Below are 20791 nucleotides of genomic sequence, written 5' to 3'. Positions count from 1 at the left end.
TCCGCGCGGGGAGGGAGTGGCGATGGAGCAGGGGCGAAGGCTCACGGTGACGGCCTGGGTGGTGGGGCTCCTGGGAGTGGCACTCGTCGTCGGGTCCGTGCTGTGGCTGCGTACGGGATATGTGCTGTCGACCGTGTCGGGCGAGAGCATGAAGCCCACGTACACGGTGGGGGACCGGGTCGTCGTCGAGCGTGTCGGTGGTGACGAGCTGAGGCGGGGCGACGTGGTGCTTTACACGGCGCCGGCCCGCTACGGGGGCGGGTTGGGTGTCGTGCAACGCGTCATCGGTGTCGGCGGTGACCGTGTCGTCTGCTGCGAGGACGCGGGTACGGCGCGCGAGCGGATCTCCGTCAACGGGAAGCCGCTCAGGGAGTCGTACGTGAACCACGGTGTCGCCGACGGGCTGCGTCGGGCGTACGACGTGGAGGTGCCCGATGGTCGGCTGTTCGTGCTCGGTGACAACCGTACGAACGCGCGCGACTCGCGCCTCTTCCCCGAGGACCACGGCGGGACGGTGCCCGTCGGAGCGGTCGTGGGCCGGGTGACCGACAGCTCTGCGATGCCGCTGCTGCTGGGTGGGTCGACCCTGCTCGGTTTTCTGCTGGCCGTCGTCGGGATCGTGCTCGGGTTCGTGGCGCGGAGCGTACGGCGGCGACCGGCGGCGGCTCAACTGGTGTTGTGGCCCGAGCATTTGTGATCGGATCCGATGGCCCGACGGACGGAAGTGATCGGGCCGGAGGGAACGGATGTGGGACGGGGCCCGCCGAATCGCTCGGCGGGCCCCGTCGGGGTGGTACGCGTCCTCAGTGCTCGGTGCCGTGCGGCGTGGCCGGTCCTCCGGGGGTCGCCTCGCGGTCGGCGCCCTTGGCCGCCTCGGCCTCGCTGTAGATGTCGGGCTCGAGGTAGATGACGCGGGCGATCGGGACGGCCTCGCGGATGCGGGCCTCGGCGGCGTTGATGGCGGAGGCGATCTCGGTGGCCGTCTCGTCGTGCCGGACGGCGATCTTGGCGGCGACCAGGAGTTCCTCGGGGCCGAGGTGGAGCGTGCGCATGTGGATGATGCGGGTGACCGTGTCGCCGTCGACGATGGCGGCCTCGATCTTCGTGGTCTCCTCGGTGCCCGCGGACTCGCCGAGCAGCAGCGACTTGGTCTCGATGGCGAGGACGACCGCGATCAGGACGAGCAGGATGCCGATGCAGATCGTGCCGATGCCGTCCCAGACGCCGTCGCCGGTGATCAGCGCCAGGCCGACACCACCGAGGGCGAGGACCAGACCGACCAGGGCGCCGAGGTCCTCCAGGAGGACGACGGGCAGCTCGGGCGCCTTGGCGTGCCGGACGAACTCCTTCCAGGACTTCCGGCCGCGCAGGACGTTCGACTCCTTGATGGCCGTACGGAAGGAGAAGGTCTCGGCGATGATCGCGAAGACGAGGACGCCGACCGGCCAGTACCAGTGCTCGATCTCGTGCGGGTGCTTGATCTTCTCGTAGCCCTCGTAGAGGGCGAACATGCCGCCGACGGAGAACAGGATGATCGAGACGAGGAAGGCGTAGATATAGCGCTCGCGGCCGTAGCCGAAGGGGTGTTGCGGGGTCGCCTCGCGCTGGGCCTTCTTGCCGCCGACCAGCAGCAGGGCCTGGTTGCCGGAGTCCGCGAGCGAGTGCACGCCCTCGGCGAGCATCGACGAGGAGCCGCTGAACGCGAACGCCACGAACTTCGATGCCGCGATGGCGAGGTTGGCGGCCAGTGCCGCCACGATCGCCTTGGTACCGCCTGACGCGCTCATGTGTCGCGTTGTCCCTTCACCTACGGAGCCTTCGGAGCCGCTGAGCCTACGGAGCTCGGCTTTTGCCCGCCCTTTGCCGGTGGGCCATTGTTGCAGCCCGGTCCGACAACGGCGCGCCGGGTCGTCCGACGCCCTCGGTCAGGCGACGACCGTGGCCCGGAAGACCGTACCGGCACCGGACACTTCGGCCGTTTCGCCCGCGGGTACGAACACGGATCGGCCGGGCGTCAGTTCGTGCTCGCCGGCGCGGACGGTGCCGGCCGTGCAGAGGAGGATCTGCGGGGTCGGGCGGGTGAGGTCGTGGGCGGTGGTGCCCTCCGGGAGGACGTACCGGGACAGCCGGAACTCGTCGATCGGGGTCTCGTAGACCTCCTCGCCGTCCGGGGCGGCCTCGGGGCGCAGCACGCCCGGGTCGCTCGGCTCGAAGCGGACGATGCGCAGGAGTTCGGGGACGTCGACGTGCTTGGGGGTGAGGCCGCAGCGCAGGACGTTGTCGGAGTTGGCCATGATCTCGACGCCGAGGCCGTTCAGGTACGCGTGCGGGATGCCGGCGCCGAGGAACAGGGCCTCGCCGGGCTGGAGACGGACATGGTTGAGCAGCATGGCGGCGATGACGCCGGGGTCGCCCGGGTAGTGGTGGGCGATGTCGGCGTACGGCGCGTAGTCGCCGCCGAGGCGGGTGCAGGCGGTGGCTGCCTCGGCGACGGTACGGGCCATGTCGGCCGGGTCGGCGGTGAGGATCGCAGTGAGCACCTCGCGCAGGGCCGCGTCCTCGGGGTGGGCGTGCAGCAGGTCGACGTACGGCTTGAGGGAGTCGACGCCGAGGCCGTCGAGGAGGTCGGCGGCCCGGAGGGGGTCGCGGAAGCCGCACAGGCCGTCGAACTCGGTGAGCGCGCAGATCAGTTCGGGCTTGTGGTTGGCGTCCTTGTAGTTGCGGTGGCCGGCGTCCACGGGGATGCGCCGGTGCTCCTCGTCCGCGTAACCCTCCTTGGCCTGCTCCAGGTTGGGGTGCACCTGGAGGGAGAGTGGGGCGCCGGCGGCGAGGATCTTGAGCAGGAAGGGCAGACGGGGGCCGAACTTCGCCACGGCGGCGGTGCCCAGCTCGCGCTCCGGGGCCGCCTCGATGACCTCGACGAGCGTCCCGCGCGCGGTGCGCGAGGGTGCGCCCGGGTGCGCGCCCATCCACATCTCCGCCTGCGGTTCGCCGGTCGGCTCGACGCCGAGGAGCTCCGGGATCGCGGTGGTGGAGCCCCAGGCGTAGGGGCGGACGGTGTTGTCGAGGCGGTCCATGCGGGTGTCTGCCTGCTCTCTGCGGATCGAGTACGACTACGACGGCTTCTCTTCGTGGAGAACGCCGGTTCGCCTTGGGTACGGCTGTCGGTTCCTCCGCCGTACGGCTGCCGGGGCGTCCTGAGACAGATCAGGCTCCCGAGGCGAGCGCCAGGTAAACGGCGGCGAAATCCGTGATGGCGATCAGTTCCGCGAGGGTCTCCAGTTCGCCGCCGGGTTCCGGTTCCAGCTCGCTGATCGGCGTGTCATGGCTCAGGGCCAGGTCGCGGGCGGCGGGCGCGGCCGTGAGGCCGCCCAGGGGGCGGTCGCGCAGCAGCACCACGCGCGCGTGCAGCGCGGGTGGCTCCTCGACGCGGTCGCGGAAGAAGTCCTCGGGGTCGGCGCTCGCCGCGAGCTTGCCCGCGAGCAGGGCGTTGTGCGAGGCGAGCGCCTCGGGCAGTTCGGCGACGAGGGCGGGGTGGCCGGAGAGTTCGGCGAGCGCGGCGGCGAAACGGCGGCCTGCCGGGCCCGCGGAGACGCCCTCGGTCCAGATCAGCGGGAGCGCGTCGGCGAGTTCCGCGGCCAGGGTCTTGGCGGGGTTGCTGTAGGTCGCGATGGCGGGGCCGCAGCGCTCGGCGATGTGGTCGAGGCGGTCGGCGACCTTCTCCAGGGCGTCCGGCGGGGCGGTGATCATGCCGGTGCGGTCGAGGAGCGCCAGGAGCGGGGTGAGCAGGGCCCACAGCACGCCGGGGGCGGAGGCGGCGATGGCCTCGTCCTGCTCGTACGGGGCGGTCGCCATCGGCACGAAGAGGCCGTGGTTGTTGCGCACGGCCTCGGTGAGCGGGGAGCCCGCGGGGGCCACGGCGACGACCGTGCAGCCTCGGCGGTAGGCCTGTTCGGCCAGCAGGGACAGGCCCGGCTCGGTGCCGTCGGGGGTGGTGATCAGCAAGAGGTCCACGGAGCCGGTCCAGCCGGGCAGCTCCCAGCGCAGTGCGCCGGCGGCGGGGGCGACGCCGGCCGGAGCCAGCCGGGTGACGGGGCTGGTGACACCGGCGAGCGCGCCGAGGAGGTCGGCGACGCCGATGGCGGCGGTGCCGGGGCCCGCGAGGAGGATGGCACGCGGGCGGCCGTCGGGTTTGAGGTCGTGGACGCCTGCCTCGGCGGCGTACCGGGCGGCGGTGCGGACGTGGGCGCCGGCTTCGGCCGCGCCGCGCAGGAGGGCACGGCGGTCGGCCTCGGCAAGCGCCTCCGGCGTGTCCAGCAGCGATTCGTCGAGCATGGGCGGCAGCCTCCGATCGCCGGGTCGTCTTGGGGGCGGGGTTCTGCGCGGGGGGTGCGGTGCGGGTGCGCTGGGGGGCTTTGCTCGGTCGCGGGGGGTGTCTGGTTTGCGCGGTTCGTCTATTGCTGGTGGTCTTGTGTGACGCTGGCCGAAGGCGCGTCCGTGCCGTGCCGTGCCGTGACTGGATGGCGTCCGTCGCGGGTGCGCGTTACGCGGGGCGGCGGGCCTCGTCGACGAGCAGGACGGGGATGCCGTCGCGGACGGGGTAGGCGAGGCCACAGTCCTGGCCGGTGCAGATCAGCTCGGTGTCCTGCTCCTTGAGGGGGGCGTGGCAGGCCGGGCAGGCGAGGATCTCCAGGAGGCCGGCTTCCAGCGGCATGGTTGGTCCCTTCTGGGGCGGGTGGGGGTGGTACGTGCGTGTGTGCGGATGTGCCTGGTCAGCGTACCGCCGGTGGGGGCGGGGTGCCGGGGTTGGGCGGCGTCGTGGTTGCCGGCGGGGATTTCGCCCCCGCCGCCCCTACCCGTCCCATCCCCGAAGGGGCTCCGCCCCTTCGACCCCGCCAAGGGGCTTCGCCCCCTGGACCCCCATCGGCCCTTCGGACCTCGTCCTCGAACGCCGGGACGGGCTGAAATGTCTGCGTCAGGCTCTGATGATCCCCAGTACCTCGTCCCGCACCTTGGCCATCGTCGCCTCGTCGCGGGCCTCCGCGTTGAGGCGGAGGAGGGGTTCCGTGTTGGAGGGGCGGACGTTGAACCACCAGTCGGTGGTGGTGACGGTGAGGCCGTCGAGTTCGTCGAGGGTGACGCCGGCCTGGGGCCCGTAGGTGGCCTTGATGGCGGCGAGGCGGTCGGCCTGGTCGGTGACGGTGGAGTTGATCTCGCCGGAGCCGGTGTAGCGGTCGTACTGGTCCACCAGGGCGGACAGAGGGCCGTCCTGGCCGCCGAGGGCCGCGAGGACGTGGAGGGCGGCCAGCATGCCCGTGTCGGCGTTCCAGAAGTCCTTGAAGTAGTAGTGGGCGGAGTGCTCGCCGCCGAAGATGGCGCCGGACTTGGCCATCTCTGCCTTGATGAAGGAGTGGCCGACGCGGGTGCGGACCGGGGTGCCGCCGTTCTCCTTGACGACCTCCGGGACCGACCAGGACGTGATCAGGTTGTGGATGATCGTGCCCTTGCCGCCGTGCCTGGCGAGCTCGCGCGAGGCCACCAGGGCGGTGATCGCGGAGGGGGAGACCGGGGCGCCGTTCTCGTCGACGACGAAGCAGCGGTCGGCGTCGCCGTCGAAGGCGATGCCCAGGTCGGCGGACTCGTCCTGGACGCGCTTCTGGAGGTCCACGATGTTGGCCGGGTCCAGCGGGTTCGCCTCGTGGTTCGGGAAGGTGCCGTCCAGCTCGAAGTACATCGGGACGACGTCGAGCGGGAGGCCGCCGAAGACGGTGGGGACGGTGTGGCCGCCCATGCCGTTGCCCGCGTCCACCACGACCTTCAGGGGGCGGATGGAGGTCAGGTCGACGAGGGAGCGGAGGTGGGTCGCGTAGTCCTCCAACGTGTCGCGTCGGGTGATCGTTCCCGTCCGCGCGGCCGGGGCCGGGGCGCCCGCCTCCATCCAGCCCTCGACCAGCTCGCGGATCTGTGCGAGGCCGGTGTCCTGGCCGACCGGGGCGGCGCCCGCGCGGCACATCTTGATGCCGTTGTACTGGGCCGGGTTGTGCGAGGCCGTGAACATCGCGCCCGGGAGGTTCAGCGCGCCCGAGGCGTAGTACAGCTGGTCCGTGGAGCACAGGCCGATCTCGGTGACGTCGACGCCCTGGGCCGCGGCACCGCGCGCGAAGGCGCCGGCCAGGCCGGGGGACGAAGGGCGCATGTCGTGACCGATGACGATCGCACTCGCGCCCGTCACCTCGACGAAGGCTGCCCCGAAGAGCTCGGCCAGTGACTCGTCCCACTGGTCCGGGACGACCCCGCGCACGTCGTACGCCTTCACGAGCTGTGACAGATCAGCCACGGCCAACCCTCCTGAAAGTCCTATCGGTCACCCCAAACTACCCGCCCCCACTGACAGCGAGCCCCGCGGCCACCCACTGGACCCCGAGCCGTAACCTCAGGTCAGCGCGGAGATCAGGGCAACATCCAGTCCAGCACCGGGGAACTCTGGCCGACCACGATCAGACACATCACCAGCAGCAGGCCCAGGCTCCACGGCAGGACCCGCCGCAGCAGGTCCCCCTCCCGGCCCGCCAGCCCCACGGCCGCGCAGGCGATGGTGAGGTTCTGCGGCGAGATCATCTTGCCGAGCACACCACCTGAACTGTTGGCGGCGGCCAGGAGTTCCGGCGACAGCCCCGACTCCCGGGCCGCGGTCACCTGCAGCGCGCCGAACAGCGCGTTGGCCGAGGTGTCCGACCCGGACACGGCCACCCCGAACCAGCCCAGCACCGGGGAGAGGAAGGCGAGCCCGGCGCCGGCGGCGGCCACGAAGTAGCCGATGGTGGCGGCCTGGCCGGAGAGGTTCATGACGTACGCGAGGGCCAGCACGGACGTCACGGTCAGGATGGCGAACCTCAGCTCGTGCACGGTCGCGGCCCACTCCCTGACGGCCACGCGCGCGTGCAGGCCGAGAACGAGAGCCGTGCACACGCCCGCGAGCAGCACGAGCGTGCCGCCGGTGGACACGATCGGCCAGCTGAAGACGTTGCCGCCGACGGGATCACCGTCCGGGTTCACGACGTTCAGGAAGGGCCAGTCGTACGTCTGGGTCGCCTGGGCGAGCCCGTCCTTGACCGCCGGGATCTGCGCGACGGAGAAGATCACGACGATCAACGCGTACGGCGCGTAGGCCCGTACGACCTCCTTCCGCGGATCGTCCTCGTCCAACTCCTCGCTCCTCGCGCCGGTCAGCACGGACGCGCGTACCGCCTCGGTGGCGGGCACGCGTGCGTGCGGTACGGCGACCAGGGCGCCCGCCCCGGCCAAGGCGGCGCCGATGTCGGCGAGTTGCGCGGAGACGTAGTTGGCGGCGGCGAACTGGGCGACGGCGAAGGCGAATCCGCAGGCGAGGGCGGGGACCCAGGTCTACCGCAGTCCGCGCCGCCCGTCCACGAGCCCGACCAGCACGAGCGGTACGACCAGGGCCAGCAAGGGCGTCTGACGACCCACCACGGAGGCCACGTCGTCCAGTGGCAGTCCGGTGACCTGAGCCAGTGTCACCACCGGCGTGCCCATCGCGCCGAAGGCCACCGGAGCGGTGTTGGCGACCAGGGCGACGACCGCCGCCCGCACCGGTTCGAAGCCCAGCGCGACGAGCATGACCGAGCAGATCGCGACCGGCGCCCCGAACCCGGCGAGCGCCTCCAGCAGGGCCCCGAAGCAGAAGGCGACGACGAGCGCCTGGATGCGCGGGTCGTCGGAGAGCCGCCCGAAGGACCTGCGCAGGATGTCGAAGTGCCGGGTGCGGACGGTCATCCGGTACACCCACAGGGCGTTGACGACGATCCACAGGATGGGGAAGAGCCCGAAGACGGCGCCCTGGGCGGCGCTGGAGAGCGTCTGGTCGAGCGGCATGCCGTAGGTGAGCCAGGCGACCAGAACGGCCGCCAGAAGCCCCGTGAGACCCGCCAGGTGCGCTTTCATCCGGACCCCGCCCAGCAGGACCAGGACGATCACGAGTGGCAGTGCGGCCACCAGGGCGGACAGGCCGAGCGAGCCGGCGACGGGTTCCAGTTCCTGGACGTACACGGGCGCCTCCCCGGGTTTCCGCCATGCGGAAAGCGATTTCTCGTTCCGGCATACGGAATGGTCGTGTCCGCGACAAGTTCACGTCAATGGCCGTGCGCCATTCAACGAGCCGGACTGGCGAGACACGAGGGGGACGAGAGCGACTGGAGGGACGAGAAAGCCGCCCGGGCGAGCGGAAGAGGAAGGCGGGCCGTCGTGGGCGGGCCGTCGTCAGTTGTCGGGCGAGCGCAGCACCCGCAGATGCCCCCGTCGCGCGACCTCCATCGGATCGGCGCCCCGGCCGCCCCCGCCGGCCTCGGCCGCCCGCTCCTGCGGACGGGCCGCCTCGCGCACCGCGTTGGCAAGCGCTTCCAGGTCGTCGCCGCTGGGGCGGGCCGGAGCCGAGCCGTCCAGCAGCCTCACGACCTCCCAGCCGCGCGGGGCGGTGAGGCGCTCGGAGTGCTCGGCGCACAGGTCGTAGCAGTGGGGTTCGGCGTAGGTGGCGAGCGGGCCGAGGACCGCCGTCGAGTCGGCGTAGACGTACGTCAGCGTCGCGACGGCGGGGCGGCCGCAAGCGGTGCGCGAACAGCGACGTACAGGGCTCACGACGTTGGACGGTACCGCACTCTTGAGCGGGCCGCGACGACTCTCCCCCAGGTCACTCCACCGTGTCGTGCTGTGAATCACCCCACACACACCTTCTGTCCCAACTCGCTGACCTGCAAGGAAGGCTGTCTCCGAGATCCCGGACATCCCCGGGGCCGGTCACCACTCACCACAAACCCCGTCAATTACCTCGCCGACGACGGTCTCGGAGAGATACGGAAACGAGCCCAACCTTGGCTGGAATGGTCATCTGCCGACATGCCGTACGCGCGGCCGAACGCCACCCCTGCCACGACATGGGGGTCGGACAGGCGGCGGCCACGAGGACTACGCTTCAGCAGTGATGGACACCCCTGTACCGCCCCGTGCCGCCGGCCCCGGGCCCCGCCGCCGTGATCGCCACGGGCGGGGCATGCGCGGCCCGATCGCACCGCCCCAGGTCCCGCTGGCCGCGAGCCGTGCCGACGTCTTCGCCGACCTGGTGCAGGACTCCGTGGAACGCCTCGAACGGCGCTGGCCGCAGCTGGCCGACATCGATTTCCTGGTCCTGGAGGTCCCCCGCCTGGACGGCCGGACCTGGAACGACGAGGCCGTCCCCCTCGGCGGCACGATCCCCGCGCGCGAGGGGCGCCCTGGACGGGTGGTCATCTACCGTCGGCCGGTGGAGATCCGCACCAAGGGGCGGGACGAGCGCGCGGCACTGGTCCACGAGGTGGTCGTGGAGCAGGTGGCGGAGCTGCTGGGCCTGACCCCCGAGACGGTCGACCCCCGCTACGGCGAGGACTGACAGTCCGGGCCCCGCCGGCTACTTCTGCAGCACCGACAGGTCCTCGTCCGCCTCCGGCACCGCCACCATCCCCCGGTCGTCCGGCAGCGTCTGCACGGTGAAGCCGGACACGCCTTCCGTCGTCGCCACCAGCGTCCGCGACGCGTACGCCGGCCCGCCCGACACCGACTCCACCGTCAGCGCGTACGTGCCCTTCAGGCCGCTCGGCGCCGGCATCTCCAGGTCCTGGGTGGTGCCGGACTTGATCGTGTACGTCTTCGAGACCGCCGTACCGCCCTCACTGCCCGCCGACGCAGTGACCTTGACCTGCGCCGTACGGAACGGCGCCGTCACGGACAGCGTCGTGCCCTTGGCGCTGTTGTCGACCGCCGTCGCGCGCGTGCCGACCGGGCGGCTCGCGGGTATGAAGGCCGTCTCCTGCTTGGCTCCCTTGCCGCGCACCACGCGCAGCGCCGCGACGACCGGCACCGACTGGTCCGTGGGCGTCAGGACCAGCGACCCGGTCTCGCCCCGCATCACGTCACCGAGGTCGACCGCGCTCGTCATGCCCGCCTTGACGTGCAGCGTCTCGTTCCCGGCCGGGGTGATCGGCCCGGACGGCGAGGCGAGGCGCACCTTCAGGTCCGCGTCGGCGTCGCCCGGGGTGAAGGCGACCAGCCGCACCGACGTGGCGTCCTTGGGGATACCGGGCAGGACCAGGCTGCTCGCGGGGTCGGCGGACGCGGCCAGCCAGTCCCCGCCGAGCTTGTCGTCCAGCGCCTGCACCGACGCCCCGAGCCGCCCGCTGCGCACACTCACGTGCACGGTCACGTTGTCCTGCTTCTCGCCGGTCAGCGTGGACAGCAGGATCGGCTCGCCGGAGTGCGGCTGGACCGTGATCCCCTCCCCCGCCGTGCTCTCGATCGCGCCGTCCTTGCCGTACAGCTCGATGTCGACGACGGCGGCGGAGTCGTCGGGGTTGGTCAGATGGACGTAGTCGGTGCGGTCGGGGGCCGTGCTGGCGCCCGGGAACCAGAACTCGGTGTCGGGCGCGGTGCAGTTGACGCCCTGGAGGCCACGGCCGGTGCCCGCGGCGACCTCCGTGGTCTCCTGCACGGTCCAGCCGGGCGCGAACTTTCCGTCGGCCGTCCCGATCAGCGCCGGCGAGTCGGCCCCGGACGCGTCGCCGATGACCGGCTTACCGGGCTCCTTTGCCTCCAGGACCGGCTTGTCGTCCTTCGCCGCCTTGTCGGACTTCCCGGCCTTGCTCGCGTCGTCGGCCTTCTTGTCCTTGCCGTCCGCCGTGCCTGCAGACTCCTGTGCCGCGGACCGCAGTTCCGCCTTGCCGTCGGTCCCCGTGCCCTTGGTGAGGGGCGTGAACGACGTGTACGTCGTCTCGGCGAGGTCCGAGGTGCTCGGCGCCGGGCAGAGCAGGCTGGTGCGCTCCACGGGCAGCTCGGCGGCCGCCTTGGCGGTGTTCGCGCCGGACGCGTCCGGCGTGGTGAGCGCCGCGAGCCCGGTGACGGCGGCGAGGGCGGTGCCGCCGGCGATCAGGGACAGGGTCGTGCGGTTCACTGCTGGCTCCCGTCGGAACGCTCACTGCCGTGCGGTTGCTGCTGCTCCGGGTCGTACGTGCCGTCGTAACCCTGCTGGTACGTCTGGTCGTACGAGGGGTCGTACGCGCCCGGGTGGGCCTGCCCTCCGTACGCGTACGGGTCGTACTGGCCGCCCTGGTACGGATCCGCCTGATACGCCTGGTCGTAGGCGCCGCCCGCCGGGTACTGCTGGCCGGGCTGGTACTGCTCGCCGCCGTAGCCGGCGTAGTCGGCGCCCGCGTAGCTGGGTGTGTCCCTCCCCCAGGCTCGATCGTCCTCGCCCGGGGGGACCCCCATGCCGTAGGACTGCTGCTGCGGGATCGAGGCGGCGGGCGCCTCCTGCGGCGGGGGCGGGAAGTCGCCGCCCTGGCCGCTCTCCTCGGCCTCGGCCTGGGCACGCAGCCGGCGGGCGCGGCGGCCCTCGCCGGCCATGGCCTCGGCCGGGACGGGCTGCTCCTCGGGGAGGTCGTCGTCGATGTCGCGGCGGCGGCCGGGAAGGGCCATCACGACGAGGACGAGGGCGAGGAAGCCCTGGGCCCACAGCCAGGCGGTGTGGGTGATCGGGTCGTCGTAGGTGACGTCCAGCCTGCCGCCCTCGGTGGGGAGCTCGAAGCCCTGGGCCCAGCCGTCGAGCGTGGTCGGCGTGAGCGGCTTGCCGTCCAGGGTGGCCGTCCAGGCGTCGTCGGCGCTGTCGGCCAGGCGCAGGACACGCCCGTCGGAGCCGCCCGGGATCGTGGTGTGGATCTCCGTGGGCCCGGCGGCGACGGGCCGGGGCTCGGTCGAGCCGGACCCGGCGACGATGGCCGCGCGGGACACCTGCCGGTCGATCCGCCACAGCGCGCTGCCGTTCTGCTCGCTCAGCCGCGACAGTCCGGGCGTGGCGTCCAGCACGCGCGTGACCTCGCGCGGCGCGCCCTTGTGGACGAGGACGTAACGCACCGCGAACGCGCCCAGCTGGTCGGCCTGGTCGGCGCCGGAGCCGGCGACGAGGTTGGCGACGATCTTGTCGAGCTCGGCGTTCTCCCCGTCCGCCGCGGCGAGTTCGGCGTCGCCGAGGCGGGCGCCGGAGCCGCGCACCAGCATGTAGCCGACGTGGGCCGGGGAGTCGCTGTCGAGGACGAGGGTGCGGGCCTGGTCGCGGGTGTTGCTGTCCTCGGCGACGAACGCGGGCACCTGCACCGGGTCGCGCCGCTCCAGCGGTCCGTCGGCTCCACCGATCATCCAGCCGGCGGCGACGAGCAACGGGCCCGCGGCCGCGGAGAAGGCGATCAGCGCGGCGACCGGCTGACGCCAGCCGAAGCTCTGCTCGGCCACACGCGCGCGTGCCCCGTCGGCGCCGAGCAGGGCGGCGGCCAGGAGCGCGATGCCGTAGACGAGGGTGGCGGGACCGGCCCAGGTGGAGCCGTTGGACAGGGCCGCGAAGACGAGGCCCACCAGGGCGACCGCCCAGGCCGTCCAGATCCCGAACTGGCGCTCGGAGCGCAGCAGGGCGGCCAGCGCGGCCAGGACGACGCCGATGAGCATCAGGCCGCTGACGGTGCCGGGGCCGCCGGGGCTCGCGCCGAGCAGGTCCAGCGCGGACGCGGCCGAGGGGCCGTACTCCAGACCGGCCTCCTGGAAGAAGCCGAACGGGAGCAGCGACAGCGACCAGGGCGCGAGGACCAGCAGGGGGACGCCGAGCTGGGCCAGGAAGCGCAGGCCGTAGGCGGTGATGTCGGCGCGCCGCACCGCCAGGAGCCCGATCCCGAGGGCCAGCGCGATCGGCCACACGATCGGCGTGAAGGCCGTGGTGATCGTCAGCAGCAGGGCGTACGCCCAGGTGGCGCGCCAACTGCCGCGCGCACCGGAACTGTTCGTGAGGCCGCTCGCCGCGATGCCGGCGCGTGCGATGAGCGGCAGCAGGACGGCGAGGACGGCGGTGCCGAGACGGCCGCCCGCGAGCGCGCCGGTGGCGGCGGGCAGGAAGGCGTACACCACGGCCGCCCACGCGCGCAGGAGGCGTGACTCGACGAGCGGGCGGGAGGCGAAGTAGGCGGTGAGGCCGGCCAGCGGCACCGAGCAGACCAGCAGGACGGTGACCGCGAGCCCGGTCGAGCCCAGCAGCAGCGAGGCGAGCATGGCCACGATCGCCAGGTAGGGCGGCGCCGACGTGGCGCCGCCGGCGCCCACCGGATGCCAGGCGTCGGCATAACGCGACCACAGCTCAGCGGAGTCGGCCGGGGCGGGCAGCAGCGCGCCGCCCGCGAGGGCGCCGCCGCCGAGCAGGGCGCGGCAGGCGACCAGCGAGACGAACAGCAGCACCGGGAAGAGCACCGGGCCGGGCTTGCGGGCGACGCGCTTGAGGCGCGCGAACTGCTCGACCTCCAGGAAGTCGGCGTCGTCGCCGCCGGGCCCGGACTCGATCGCGCCGCCGTGCCGTCCCGCGCCCGCGGCCACCTCGGGGTCGGAGCTGCCGAAGAGGCTGCTCGCGGCCTGCTCGACGGTGGCCCGCACGGTCGCGCCGGGCGGTGGGAACAGCGCCCGCAGCTCGCCCTTGTCGATGACGGGACTTCCGCGCCTGCGCCGTCCGGCGATGACCCGCTCGGGGCGCAGCAGGGTGCCGACGAGGCCGCGGATCTCGTCGAGGGCCTGCCCGGGGACCTTGCCCACGAGGTAGGCCAGGGTCCGCAGGACCGTGCCGAGCACGAGGCGCAGCAGGACCCAGGGCAGCACGGCCGTACGGGTGTTGACGAGCAGGGTGTAGACGGCGCCCGCCTTGTCGACCTTGTGCGGGGAGGCGGCGGTGCGGCCCACGCAGTCGACGGTGCGGCGCTCGCGGGAGGACGCCTCGGCGTGTCGTACGACTGCCTCGGGGGCGACGAGGACGCGGTGGCCGGCGGCGGTGGCGCGCCAGCACAGGTCGACGTCGTCGCGCATCAGGGGCAGGCGGCGGTCGAAGCCGCCGAGTTGTTCGAAGACGTCGCGGCGGACCAGCATGCCGGCGGTGGACACGGAGAGCACGGACCGCACGTGGTCGTGCTGGCCCTGGTCCTGTTCACGGCGGTCCAGGCCGGTCCAGCGGCGGCCGGAGTTGGCGATGGTGACGCCGACCTCGAGGAGCTGGCGGCGGTCGTACCAGCCGCGCAGCTTGGGGCCCACCACGGCGACGTCGTCGCGGCCCAGCTCGTACTCGTTCTCCACGACGCGCAGCAGCTGGGCCAGGGCGTCGGGTTCGGGCGCGCAGTCGTCGTGCAGGAGCCACAGCCACTGCACCGGCTCCCCGTGCGGGAGTTCGGGCATGTCGTAGGCGTCGTCGCGCCAGGTGCGCGTGACGGGGTCCCAGCCGCTCGGCCGCTTCAGATAGGTCAGCTCGTCCGGGGTGAGGACGGGGGCGGTGCGGTTGGCCTCCTCGACGGCCTGGCCGAACCCGGTGCGCCGGGCGAGATGCAGCACCCGGTCGTCGCCGAGGGCCTCGGCGACCAGCTGCGCGGACTGGTCCGCGCTGCCGGTGTCGGCCGCCATGGCGAACTGGACGGGTCGCTCCTGGCCGAGCAGCCCGGCGAGCGCGTCGGGCAGCCAGCGGGCGCCGTCGTGGGAGACGAGGACCGCGGTCACCACATGACGCGGGAACTCAGGTGTGGCAGCGGAGTCGTGCTGGGCTGCCGTGTGGCTGTGCACGGACATCGAGGTACGGGCCCCGGTTCGATGGACTGCGGTGGACGCCCGTGCCCCGTGGGGACAGCGCGGCGTCTCGGACGAGCGACCACACTATCGGCTGGGCATCACGGCGGCCCGCCGCCTGTGGATAACCCACCTGCGACGGGCCGTTCGAAACATATTCGAGACGTATGTACGTGCGATGCGTATGGCTTGGGTGTGGGAGAACGCGCGCTTCAGTCCAGGCCGCTCGGGCCAGGTCGGGTCGGGCCACCGCTCGGTCCTGCGGCCGGGCCCGCCATGGCCGGACGTCCGGCCGGTGCACCGCTCAGACGGCGGCCTTCTTCAGGCGGCGGCGCTCCCGCTCGGACAGACCGCCCCAGATGCCGAACCGCTCGTCGTTGGCGAGGGCGTACTCGAGGCACTCGGAGCGGACCTCACAGGCGAGGCAGACCTTCTTGGCCTCGCGGGTGGAGCCGCCCTTCTCGGGGAAGAAGGACTCGGGGTCGGTCTGGGCGCACAGCGCGCGCTCCTGCCAGCCGAGTTCCTCGTCCGCGTCGTCGACCAGCAGTTGCTGCACCAGCTCGGTCATGTGCGCCCCTCGTCTGTCTTTCGCGTCCCCGTGATGTAGCCGTTACCGATTTCGGCTGAACGACACGAGTGAAATTACAAGTGTGCTGCTCCGGGCGAGTCAAGCCGAGATCTGCTATTGAGCCCCTTATTCACTCTGCGGAACCAAGGCCTAGCGGAAAGTGTTCAAATCGGCATAAACCTTGACAAGCAGAGGAGGCCCGGGAGGATGTCCGACCCCGTTCAGAGCCTGTACGGAAAAGGACGCCCAGAAGTTCGATCTCGTTGCACACACACGCAGAAGCGAACCGGATCACAGTCGGATCACAGGATCACAACGACGCTCGTGCACCCCGGTTGTGCGCCATGTGTCCCGGCCACCCCATGAACAAACCTTTCGCCACAGAGATGAACCGGATGAGGTGAAACATGTCCCACATAACGGGCGCCGAGTTGACACCCGAGGTGCAAACCGGTGTCCTTGTGGGCATGCTCGCGAACTCGGCACCCACCTCGACCCGCACCGCCGGGTCCCACGGTGCTGCCCGCGCTCGCTGTAGCTGTTGCTGTCCCAGCTGTTGAGCTTCACACCTGCTCCAGCTGTAGGCCGAGCCACCTGTCTCTCGGCTCTCGTTCCCCTCTGACCTTCCTTCACTGAGGAACCACCGCACCCCATGAACAGCGACAGCGACCTCCAGATCGCCGGCGACATCCTCGAAGTCCCGCACCTCCTCCAGGCACCCCGCGAGCACCCGGCCACCGTGGCCGAGTTCGCCGGCCTCGCCCGCTCCATCGCCGCCGACCGGTCGCAGTGGGAGCACCTCGTCCGGTACGACGCGACCACGCGCTGGTACCACCGGCTGCGCACCGGCCCGGGCTACGAAGTGTGGCTGCTGTCGTGGGTCCCCGGACAGGGCAGCGGCCTGCACGACCACGGCCGGTCCTCCGGCGTCCTGACGGTCCTCGACGGCACCCTGACCGAGCGCACCGAACGCGGCACGCGCGTGTTGGCCGCCGGCGCGCAGCGCGTCTTCGCGCCGGGCTACGCGCACGAGGTGGCGAACGACGCGCTGGAGCCGGCCGTCAGCCTGCACGTGTACTACCCGGGCCTGACCGAGATGCCGATGCACACCTCGTCGGCCTGCGAGGCCCGTCCGGAGCCGAGCCCCGTGACTGCCTGACGCATTGTCGTACCCGCCTGCAAGACTGCTCCCATGCGCATTGTGGTTCTGGCAGGCGGCATCGGTGGTGCCCGGTTCCTGCGCGGTCTGAAGCGGGCCGTGCCGGACGCGGACATCACGGTCATCGGCAACACCGGCGACGACATCCACCTCTTCGGGCTGAAGGTCTGCCCGGACCTCGACACGGTGATGTACACGCTCGGCGGCGGCATCAACGAGGAGCAGGGCTGGGGCCGGGCCGACGAGACCTTCCATCTCAAGGAGGAGCTGGCGGCGTACGGCGTGGGGCCCGAGTGGTTCGGGCTCGGCGACCGGGACTTCGCCACGCACATCGTGCGGACGCAGATGATCGGCGCCGGATACCCGCTGAGCGCGGTGACCGAGGCGCTCTGCGACCGCTGGAAGCCGGGAGTCCGGCTCATCCCCATGACCGACGACCGCGTCGAGACCCATGTCGCCGTCGATCTGGACGGCGAACGCCGGGCCGTCCACTTCCAGGAGTACTGGGTGCGGCTGCGGGCCTCGGTGCCGGCGGAGGCGATCGTGCCGGTCGGCGCGGAGCAGGCCAAGCCGGCACCGGGCGTTCTGGAGGCCGTCGCCGCGGCGGACGTCATCCTCTTCCCGCCGTCCAACCCGGTCGTGTCGGTCGGCACCATCCTCGCCGTGCCCGGCATCCGCGAGGCCATCGCCGACGCCGGGGTGCCCGTGGTGGGGCTCTCCCCGATCGTCGGGGACGCGCCCGTGCGCGGGATGGCCGACAAGGTGCTCGCGGCGGTCGGCGTGGAGTCGACGGCCGCGGCGGTCGCCGAGCACTACGGCTCGGGACTCCTCGACGGCTGGCTCGTCGACACCGTGGACGAGCACTCCGTGGCACGGGTCGAGGCGGCCGGGATCCGCTGCCGTGCCGTGCCGCTGATGATGACCGACCTCGACGCGACCGCGCGGATGGCCCGGGAGGCGCTGACGCTGGCGGAGGAGGTGCGGGGAGCTTGAGCGAGGTGTCATCCGACGGTTACCGGGTCTGGGCCGTCGCCGGGATCCCCGAGGTCCAGCAGGGCGACGACCTCGCCAAGCTGATCGCCACCGCCGAACCCGGCCTGGTCGACGGGGACGTCCTCCTCGTCACCTCGAAGATCGTGTCCAAGGCGGAGGGGCGGATCGTCGAGGCGACGGACCGCGAGGCCGCGATCGACGCGGAGACGGTACGGGTCGTGGCGCGCCGCGGCGCCCTTCGTATCGTCGAGAACCGGCAGGGCCTGGTGATGGCCGCCGCCGGGGTCGACGCCTCCAACACCCACACCGGGACCGTGCTGTTGCTGCCCGAGGATCCGGACGCGTCCGCGCGGGCGATCCGGGACGGGCTGCGGGACGCCCTCGGCGTGGAGGTCGGGGTCGTCGTCACCGACACCTTCGGGCGTCCCTGGCGCGCCGGCCTCACCGATGTCGCGATCGGCGCCGCCGGTATCCGCGTACTCGACGATCTGCGTGGGGGCACGGACGCGTACGGCAATCCGCTCAGCGCGACCGTCGTGGCTACGGCGGACGAGCTGGCCGCCGCCGGTGACCTCGTCAAGGGCAAGGCGGCGGGGCTGCCGGTCGCCGTCGTGCGCGGACTGGCGAGCGCGGTGACCGAGGACCACGGGGAGGGGGCCCGGGCCCTGGTGCGCGACGCGCGGGACGACATGTTCCGGCTCGGGACGTCGGAGGCCGTACGGGAGGCGGTGACCCAGCGGCGTACCGTACGGGCCTTCACCGACGAGCCCGTCGACTCCGGGGCCGTACGGCGGGCGGTCGCCGCGGCCGTCACCGCGCCGGCGCCGCACCACACCACGCCGTGGCGGTTCGTGCTGCTGGAGTCGGAGGAGTCGCGGACGCGGCTGCTCGACGCCATGCGGGACGCGTGGATCGCCGATCTGCGGCGGGACGGCAAGAGCGAGGAGTCCATCGCCAAACGGGTGCGGCGCGGGGACGTGCTGCGCAACGCGCCGTATCTGGTGGTGCCCTGCCTGGTCATGGACGGTTCGCACACCTACGGCGACGCGCGGCGGGACGGGGCCGAGCGGGAGATGTTCGTCGTCGCCACCGGGGCCGGGGTGCAGAACTTCCTGGTCGCGCTGGCCGGGGAGCGGCTGGGGTCGGCGTGGGTGTCGTCGACGATGTTCTGCCGGGAGGTCGTACGGGAGGTCCTCGGGCTGCCGGAGGACTGGGATCCGATGGGGGCCGTGGCGGTCGGGCATCCGGCGGAGGAGCCGCGGGCTCGGGCTGAGCGGGACGCGGGGGCGTTTGTCGTGGTTCGGTGACGGGGTGGGCTGGCCGGGGGCTGACGGGGTGAGTCTCAAGGTGGCGGTAACAGTGGTGAGGGCGGGCCTAGGCTCGTAGGGCGCCCGGTCGTAGGACGCCCGCTTGCAGGGGTGCCTTCCGGGGCATGTTCGACGGCTCCTTTTCGGTGCTCATAGTTAGTTGTAGACCCCTCCGCATTCCTCAGGACCTCAGACGTGGCAGGACGTTTCGCTCCGCGACCCACGCGTACGACTGTGCGTGGTGGGCATGTCGCCGTGCCCGGGGGTGTGCCGCGGCAGGCTGTCGTGGCGGGGAAGGTGCGGACCGTCGTGCCGGACGGTCCGCTCGATCTGGGGCTGGTGCTGGGGCCGCTGAGGCGGGGGCCCGGGGACCCGACGTTCCGGGCGATGCCGGACGGGTCCGTGTGGCGGGCCTGTCGTACGCCTGCCGGGCCCGGGACGCTGCGGGTCGGTGTGCGCGGGGCCGAGGTGCGGGGCGAGGCGTGGGGGCCGGGGGCCGAGTGGCTGCTCGAACAGTTGCCGGAGCTGCTCGGGGCCGCCGACGATCCGTCCGTGTTCGTGCCTCGGCATCGGCTGGTGGCGGTGACTCGGCATCGGCGGCCGGGGCTGCGGTTGACGCGGACCGGGCTGGTGCTGGAGTCGTTGATTCCGTCGATTCTGGAGCAGAAGGTCACGGCCGATGAGGCTTACCGGGCGTGGCGGTTGCTGGTGCGGAAGTTCGGGGAGCCGGCGCCTGGGCCCGCGCCGGAGCGGATGTGTGTGATGCCGGACGTGGAGACGTGGCGGTTGATTCCGTCCTGGGAGTGGCATCGGGCCGGGGTCGACAACAAGCGGGCGTCCACGATCTTGCGGGCTGTGCGGGTGGCTGCGCGGATGGAGGAGGCGGCTCGGATGTCTCCGGGGCAGGCGCAGGCTCGGTTGGAGGTTGTGCCGGGGGTGGGGCCGTGGACGTCTGCGGAGGTTGTGCAGCGTAGTCATGGGGCGGCGGATACGGTGACTGTGGGGGATCTGCATCTGCCGGGGATCGTGGGGTGGGCGCTTGCGGGGGATCGGGACGCGGATGACTCCGTGATGTTGGAGTTGTTGGAGCCGTATGCGGGGCAGCGGCATCGGGCGGCTCGGTTGATCTTGTTGAGTGGGCGGGTGCCGGCGCGGCGGGCTCCTCGGATGCCTCGGGGGGATATCGGGCGGTTGTGAGGGGTGGGCGCCGGGCCGCTTTTCGCCGTTGTCCTCTTCGCCCCCGGCCGCCCCACCCGTCCCGTCCTTGACCGGGGCCCCGCACGCGGTGGTGGTACTGGATCTGCCAGCCGATCCGTCAGCCGTCGGGCCCAGTGACGACGCGCCCGTAACGCTGCGCCGGTCGGCGACGGGAACCTGGCCTCGGAGTCCGGCCCTTGCCTCGCTGCGGGCGCCGCTACCGCGGCGAACAGCTCCGCAGCACGTGGTGGATCGAGGCGCGGTCTCGAGGACTGAGGTGATTTGGCTCTATCGGTGGCTGTTCCTCGGGAGAAATCCTTGATCCACGCGGCGCCTCACCCTCAAGACGGGGGCACCAGCGCGGCGCACACCTCCCAGATATGAAAGAGGCATCACTGTGCCGACGGCAAGGCAACCCTCGAAGCGTCCTCTGAACCGCCCTCTGGCGATGCTCCTCGCCGCTGGAGCCGGGCTCGGCATGTTCGCGGTCTCCGGCGGTACCGCCTACGCCGCACTGCAGCAGCCCGGCGGAGGCCTTGTCCCGCTGTGGGTCCAGGGCGGGCCGGTCAGCCTGCCCAGCGGGACCAACAGCGTCAAGGTCACCCTCGTGGGAACCAGTTCGAGCTGCATGGCTGTCAACAGCACCAACAATCTCAACTCGGGCTTCCTGGTCAGCGAGGGCGATCAGATCACGATCGACGAGTACACGGACAAGGCGTGCCAGGGGACACAGATCGGGGCCGGCATCGCCTACACCCTGACCTACGACGGGCCGAGCCCGCGAGACAGCTTCTCGCAGGTACTGGTCCGGGGGCAGAACGCGAGCGTCTCCGTCTGCTCCAACAGCGGCTGGACCGATGGGAACCCCAGCACGTGTCGGCCAGCCTGACATCC

16 protein-coding genes and 1 pseudogene are annotated in these 20791 nt (G+C 72.0%); 7 read left to right on the top strand and 10 right to left on the bottom strand.

Translation table 11 applies throughout. The features are described from left to right. Positions 1-22: 22 nt before the first annotated feature. Entirely contained in the window at positions 23-697 is a 675-nt protein-coding gene (lepB, locus tag ACFZBP_RS24485) for a signal peptidase I (protein ID WP_383448476.1), read from the top strand. Between the two features lie 106 nt (positions 698-803). Here the strand turns inward: lepB and ACFZBP_RS24480 are convergent, their stop codons facing one another. The 7 genes and pseudogenes from ACFZBP_RS24480 to ACFZBP_RS24450 all read right to left on the bottom strand — a co-directional run bounded on the left by ACFZBP_RS24480 (position 804) and on the right by ACFZBP_RS24450 (position 8652). Next, positions 804-1787, bottom strand: coding sequence for a cation diffusion facilitator family transporter (locus ACFZBP_RS24480; protein WP_391416054.1), 984 nt, complete (start codon positions 1785-1787; stop codon positions 804-806). A gap of 138 nt (positions 1788-1925) precedes the next feature. Then, positions 1926-3077 carry a mannose-6-phosphate isomerase, class I gene (gene manA, locus ACFZBP_RS24475; RefSeq protein ID WP_391416052.1) on the bottom strand — a complete coding sequence of 384 codons (1152 nt, stop codon included), beginning with the start codon at positions 3075-3077 and terminating at the stop codon, positions 1926-1928. 130 nt (positions 3078-3207) lie between these two features. Continuing rightward, the gene (locus tag ACFZBP_RS24470; protein ID WP_383448467.1) at positions 3208-4335 is read right to left on the bottom strand and encodes an SIS domain-containing protein; all 1128 of its coding nucleotides are present in this window, start codon (positions 4333-4335) and stop codon (positions 3208-3210) included. Between the two features lie 208 nt (positions 4336-4543). Continuing rightward, entirely contained in the window at positions 4544-4714 is a 171-nt protein-coding gene (locus ACFZBP_RS24465) for a Trm112 family protein (RefSeq protein WP_007382472.1), read from the bottom strand. A 261-nt stretch (positions 4715-4975) separates the two neighbouring features. Continuing rightward, positions 4976-6343 (bottom strand): phosphomannomutase/phosphoglucomutase, encoded by a 1368-nt coding sequence (locus ACFZBP_RS24460; protein ID WP_391416050.1) that lies wholly within the window; start codon positions 6341-6343, stop codon positions 4976-4978. 107 nt (positions 6344-6450) lie between these two features. Further along, positions 6451-8067 (bottom strand): annotated as a pseudogene (locus ACFZBP_RS24455) (L-lactate permease). Between the two features lie 210 nt (positions 8068-8277). Next, positions 8278-8652, bottom strand: a complete 375-nt coding sequence (locus ACFZBP_RS24450; RefSeq protein ID WP_218162383.1) for a DUF3499 domain-containing protein — start codon at positions 8650-8652, stop codon at positions 8278-8280. A 343-nt stretch (positions 8653-8995) separates the two neighbouring features. On the opposite strand from ACFZBP_RS24450, the gene ACFZBP_RS24445 reads away from it, so the two are divergent. Continuing rightward, positions 8996-9439 carry a metallopeptidase family protein gene (locus ACFZBP_RS24445; protein ID WP_107123000.1) on the top strand — a complete coding sequence of 148 codons (444 nt, stop codon included), beginning with the start codon at positions 8996-8998 and terminating at the stop codon, positions 9437-9439. 18 nt (positions 9440-9457) lie between these two features. Here the strand turns inward: ACFZBP_RS24445 and ACFZBP_RS24440 are convergent, their stop codons facing one another. From ACFZBP_RS24440 to ACFZBP_RS24430, 3 genes are all read right to left on the bottom strand, one after another. Further along, entirely contained in the window at positions 9458-10993 is a 1536-nt protein-coding gene (locus ACFZBP_RS24440; protein ID WP_391416047.1) for a DUF5719 family protein, read from the bottom strand. Then, positions 10990-14676: a glycosyltransferase gene (locus ACFZBP_RS24435; protein WP_391416045.1), complete on the bottom strand. Its 3687-nt coding sequence runs from the start codon at positions 14674-14676 to the stop codon at positions 10990-10992. The genes ACFZBP_RS24440 and ACFZBP_RS24435 overlap by 4 nt, the downstream gene beginning before the upstream one ends. Before the next feature lie 301 nt (positions 14677-14977). Further along, a complete protein-coding gene (locus tag ACFZBP_RS24430) occupies positions 14978-15241 on the bottom strand; it encodes a WhiB family transcriptional regulator (protein ID WP_003975777.1) in 264 nt (87 codons plus the stop codon). Between the two features lie 652 nt (positions 15242-15893). Here ACFZBP_RS24430 and ACFZBP_RS24425 point away from each other — a divergent pair. The 5 genes from ACFZBP_RS24425 (at position 15894) to ACFZBP_RS24405 (ending at position 20786) form a co-directional block, all read left to right on the top strand. After that, a complete protein-coding gene (locus ACFZBP_RS24425) occupies positions 15894-16400 on the top strand; it encodes a cysteine dioxygenase (protein WP_383448447.1) in 507 nt (168 codons plus the stop codon). 33 nt (positions 16401-16433) lie between these two features. Further along, the gene (cofD, locus tag ACFZBP_RS24420) at positions 16434-17393 is read left to right on the top strand and encodes a 2-phospho-L-lactate transferase (RefSeq protein WP_391416043.1); all 960 of its coding nucleotides are present in this window, start codon (positions 16434-16436) and stop codon (positions 17391-17393) included. After that, entirely contained in the window at positions 17390-18700 is a 1311-nt protein-coding gene (locus tag ACFZBP_RS24415) for a coenzyme F420-0:L-glutamate ligase (RefSeq protein WP_391416041.1), read from the top strand. Before cofD ends, ACFZBP_RS24415 begins: the two co-directional genes overlap by 4 nt. Before the next feature lie 195 nt (positions 18701-18895). Beyond that, on the top strand, positions 18896-19897 hold the full coding sequence (locus tag ACFZBP_RS24410; protein ID WP_391416039.1) for a DNA-3-methyladenine glycosylase family protein: 1002 nt from the start codon (positions 18896-18898) through the stop codon (positions 19895-19897). Positions 19898-20345: 448 nt separating this feature from the next. Continuing rightward, the gene (locus ACFZBP_RS24405; protein ID WP_391416037.1) at positions 20346-20786 is read left to right on the top strand and encodes a hypothetical protein; all 441 of its coding nucleotides are present in this window, start codon (positions 20346-20348) and stop codon (positions 20784-20786) included. Positions 20787-20791: the final 5 nt, after the last annotated feature.

It is taken from the genome of Streptomyces sp. NPDC008086, assembly GCF_042957325.1.
GTDB lineage: Bacteria > Actinomycetota > Actinomycetes > Streptomycetales > Streptomycetaceae > Streptomyces.
This window is presented reverse-complemented; position numbering and strand designations above follow the sequence as displayed.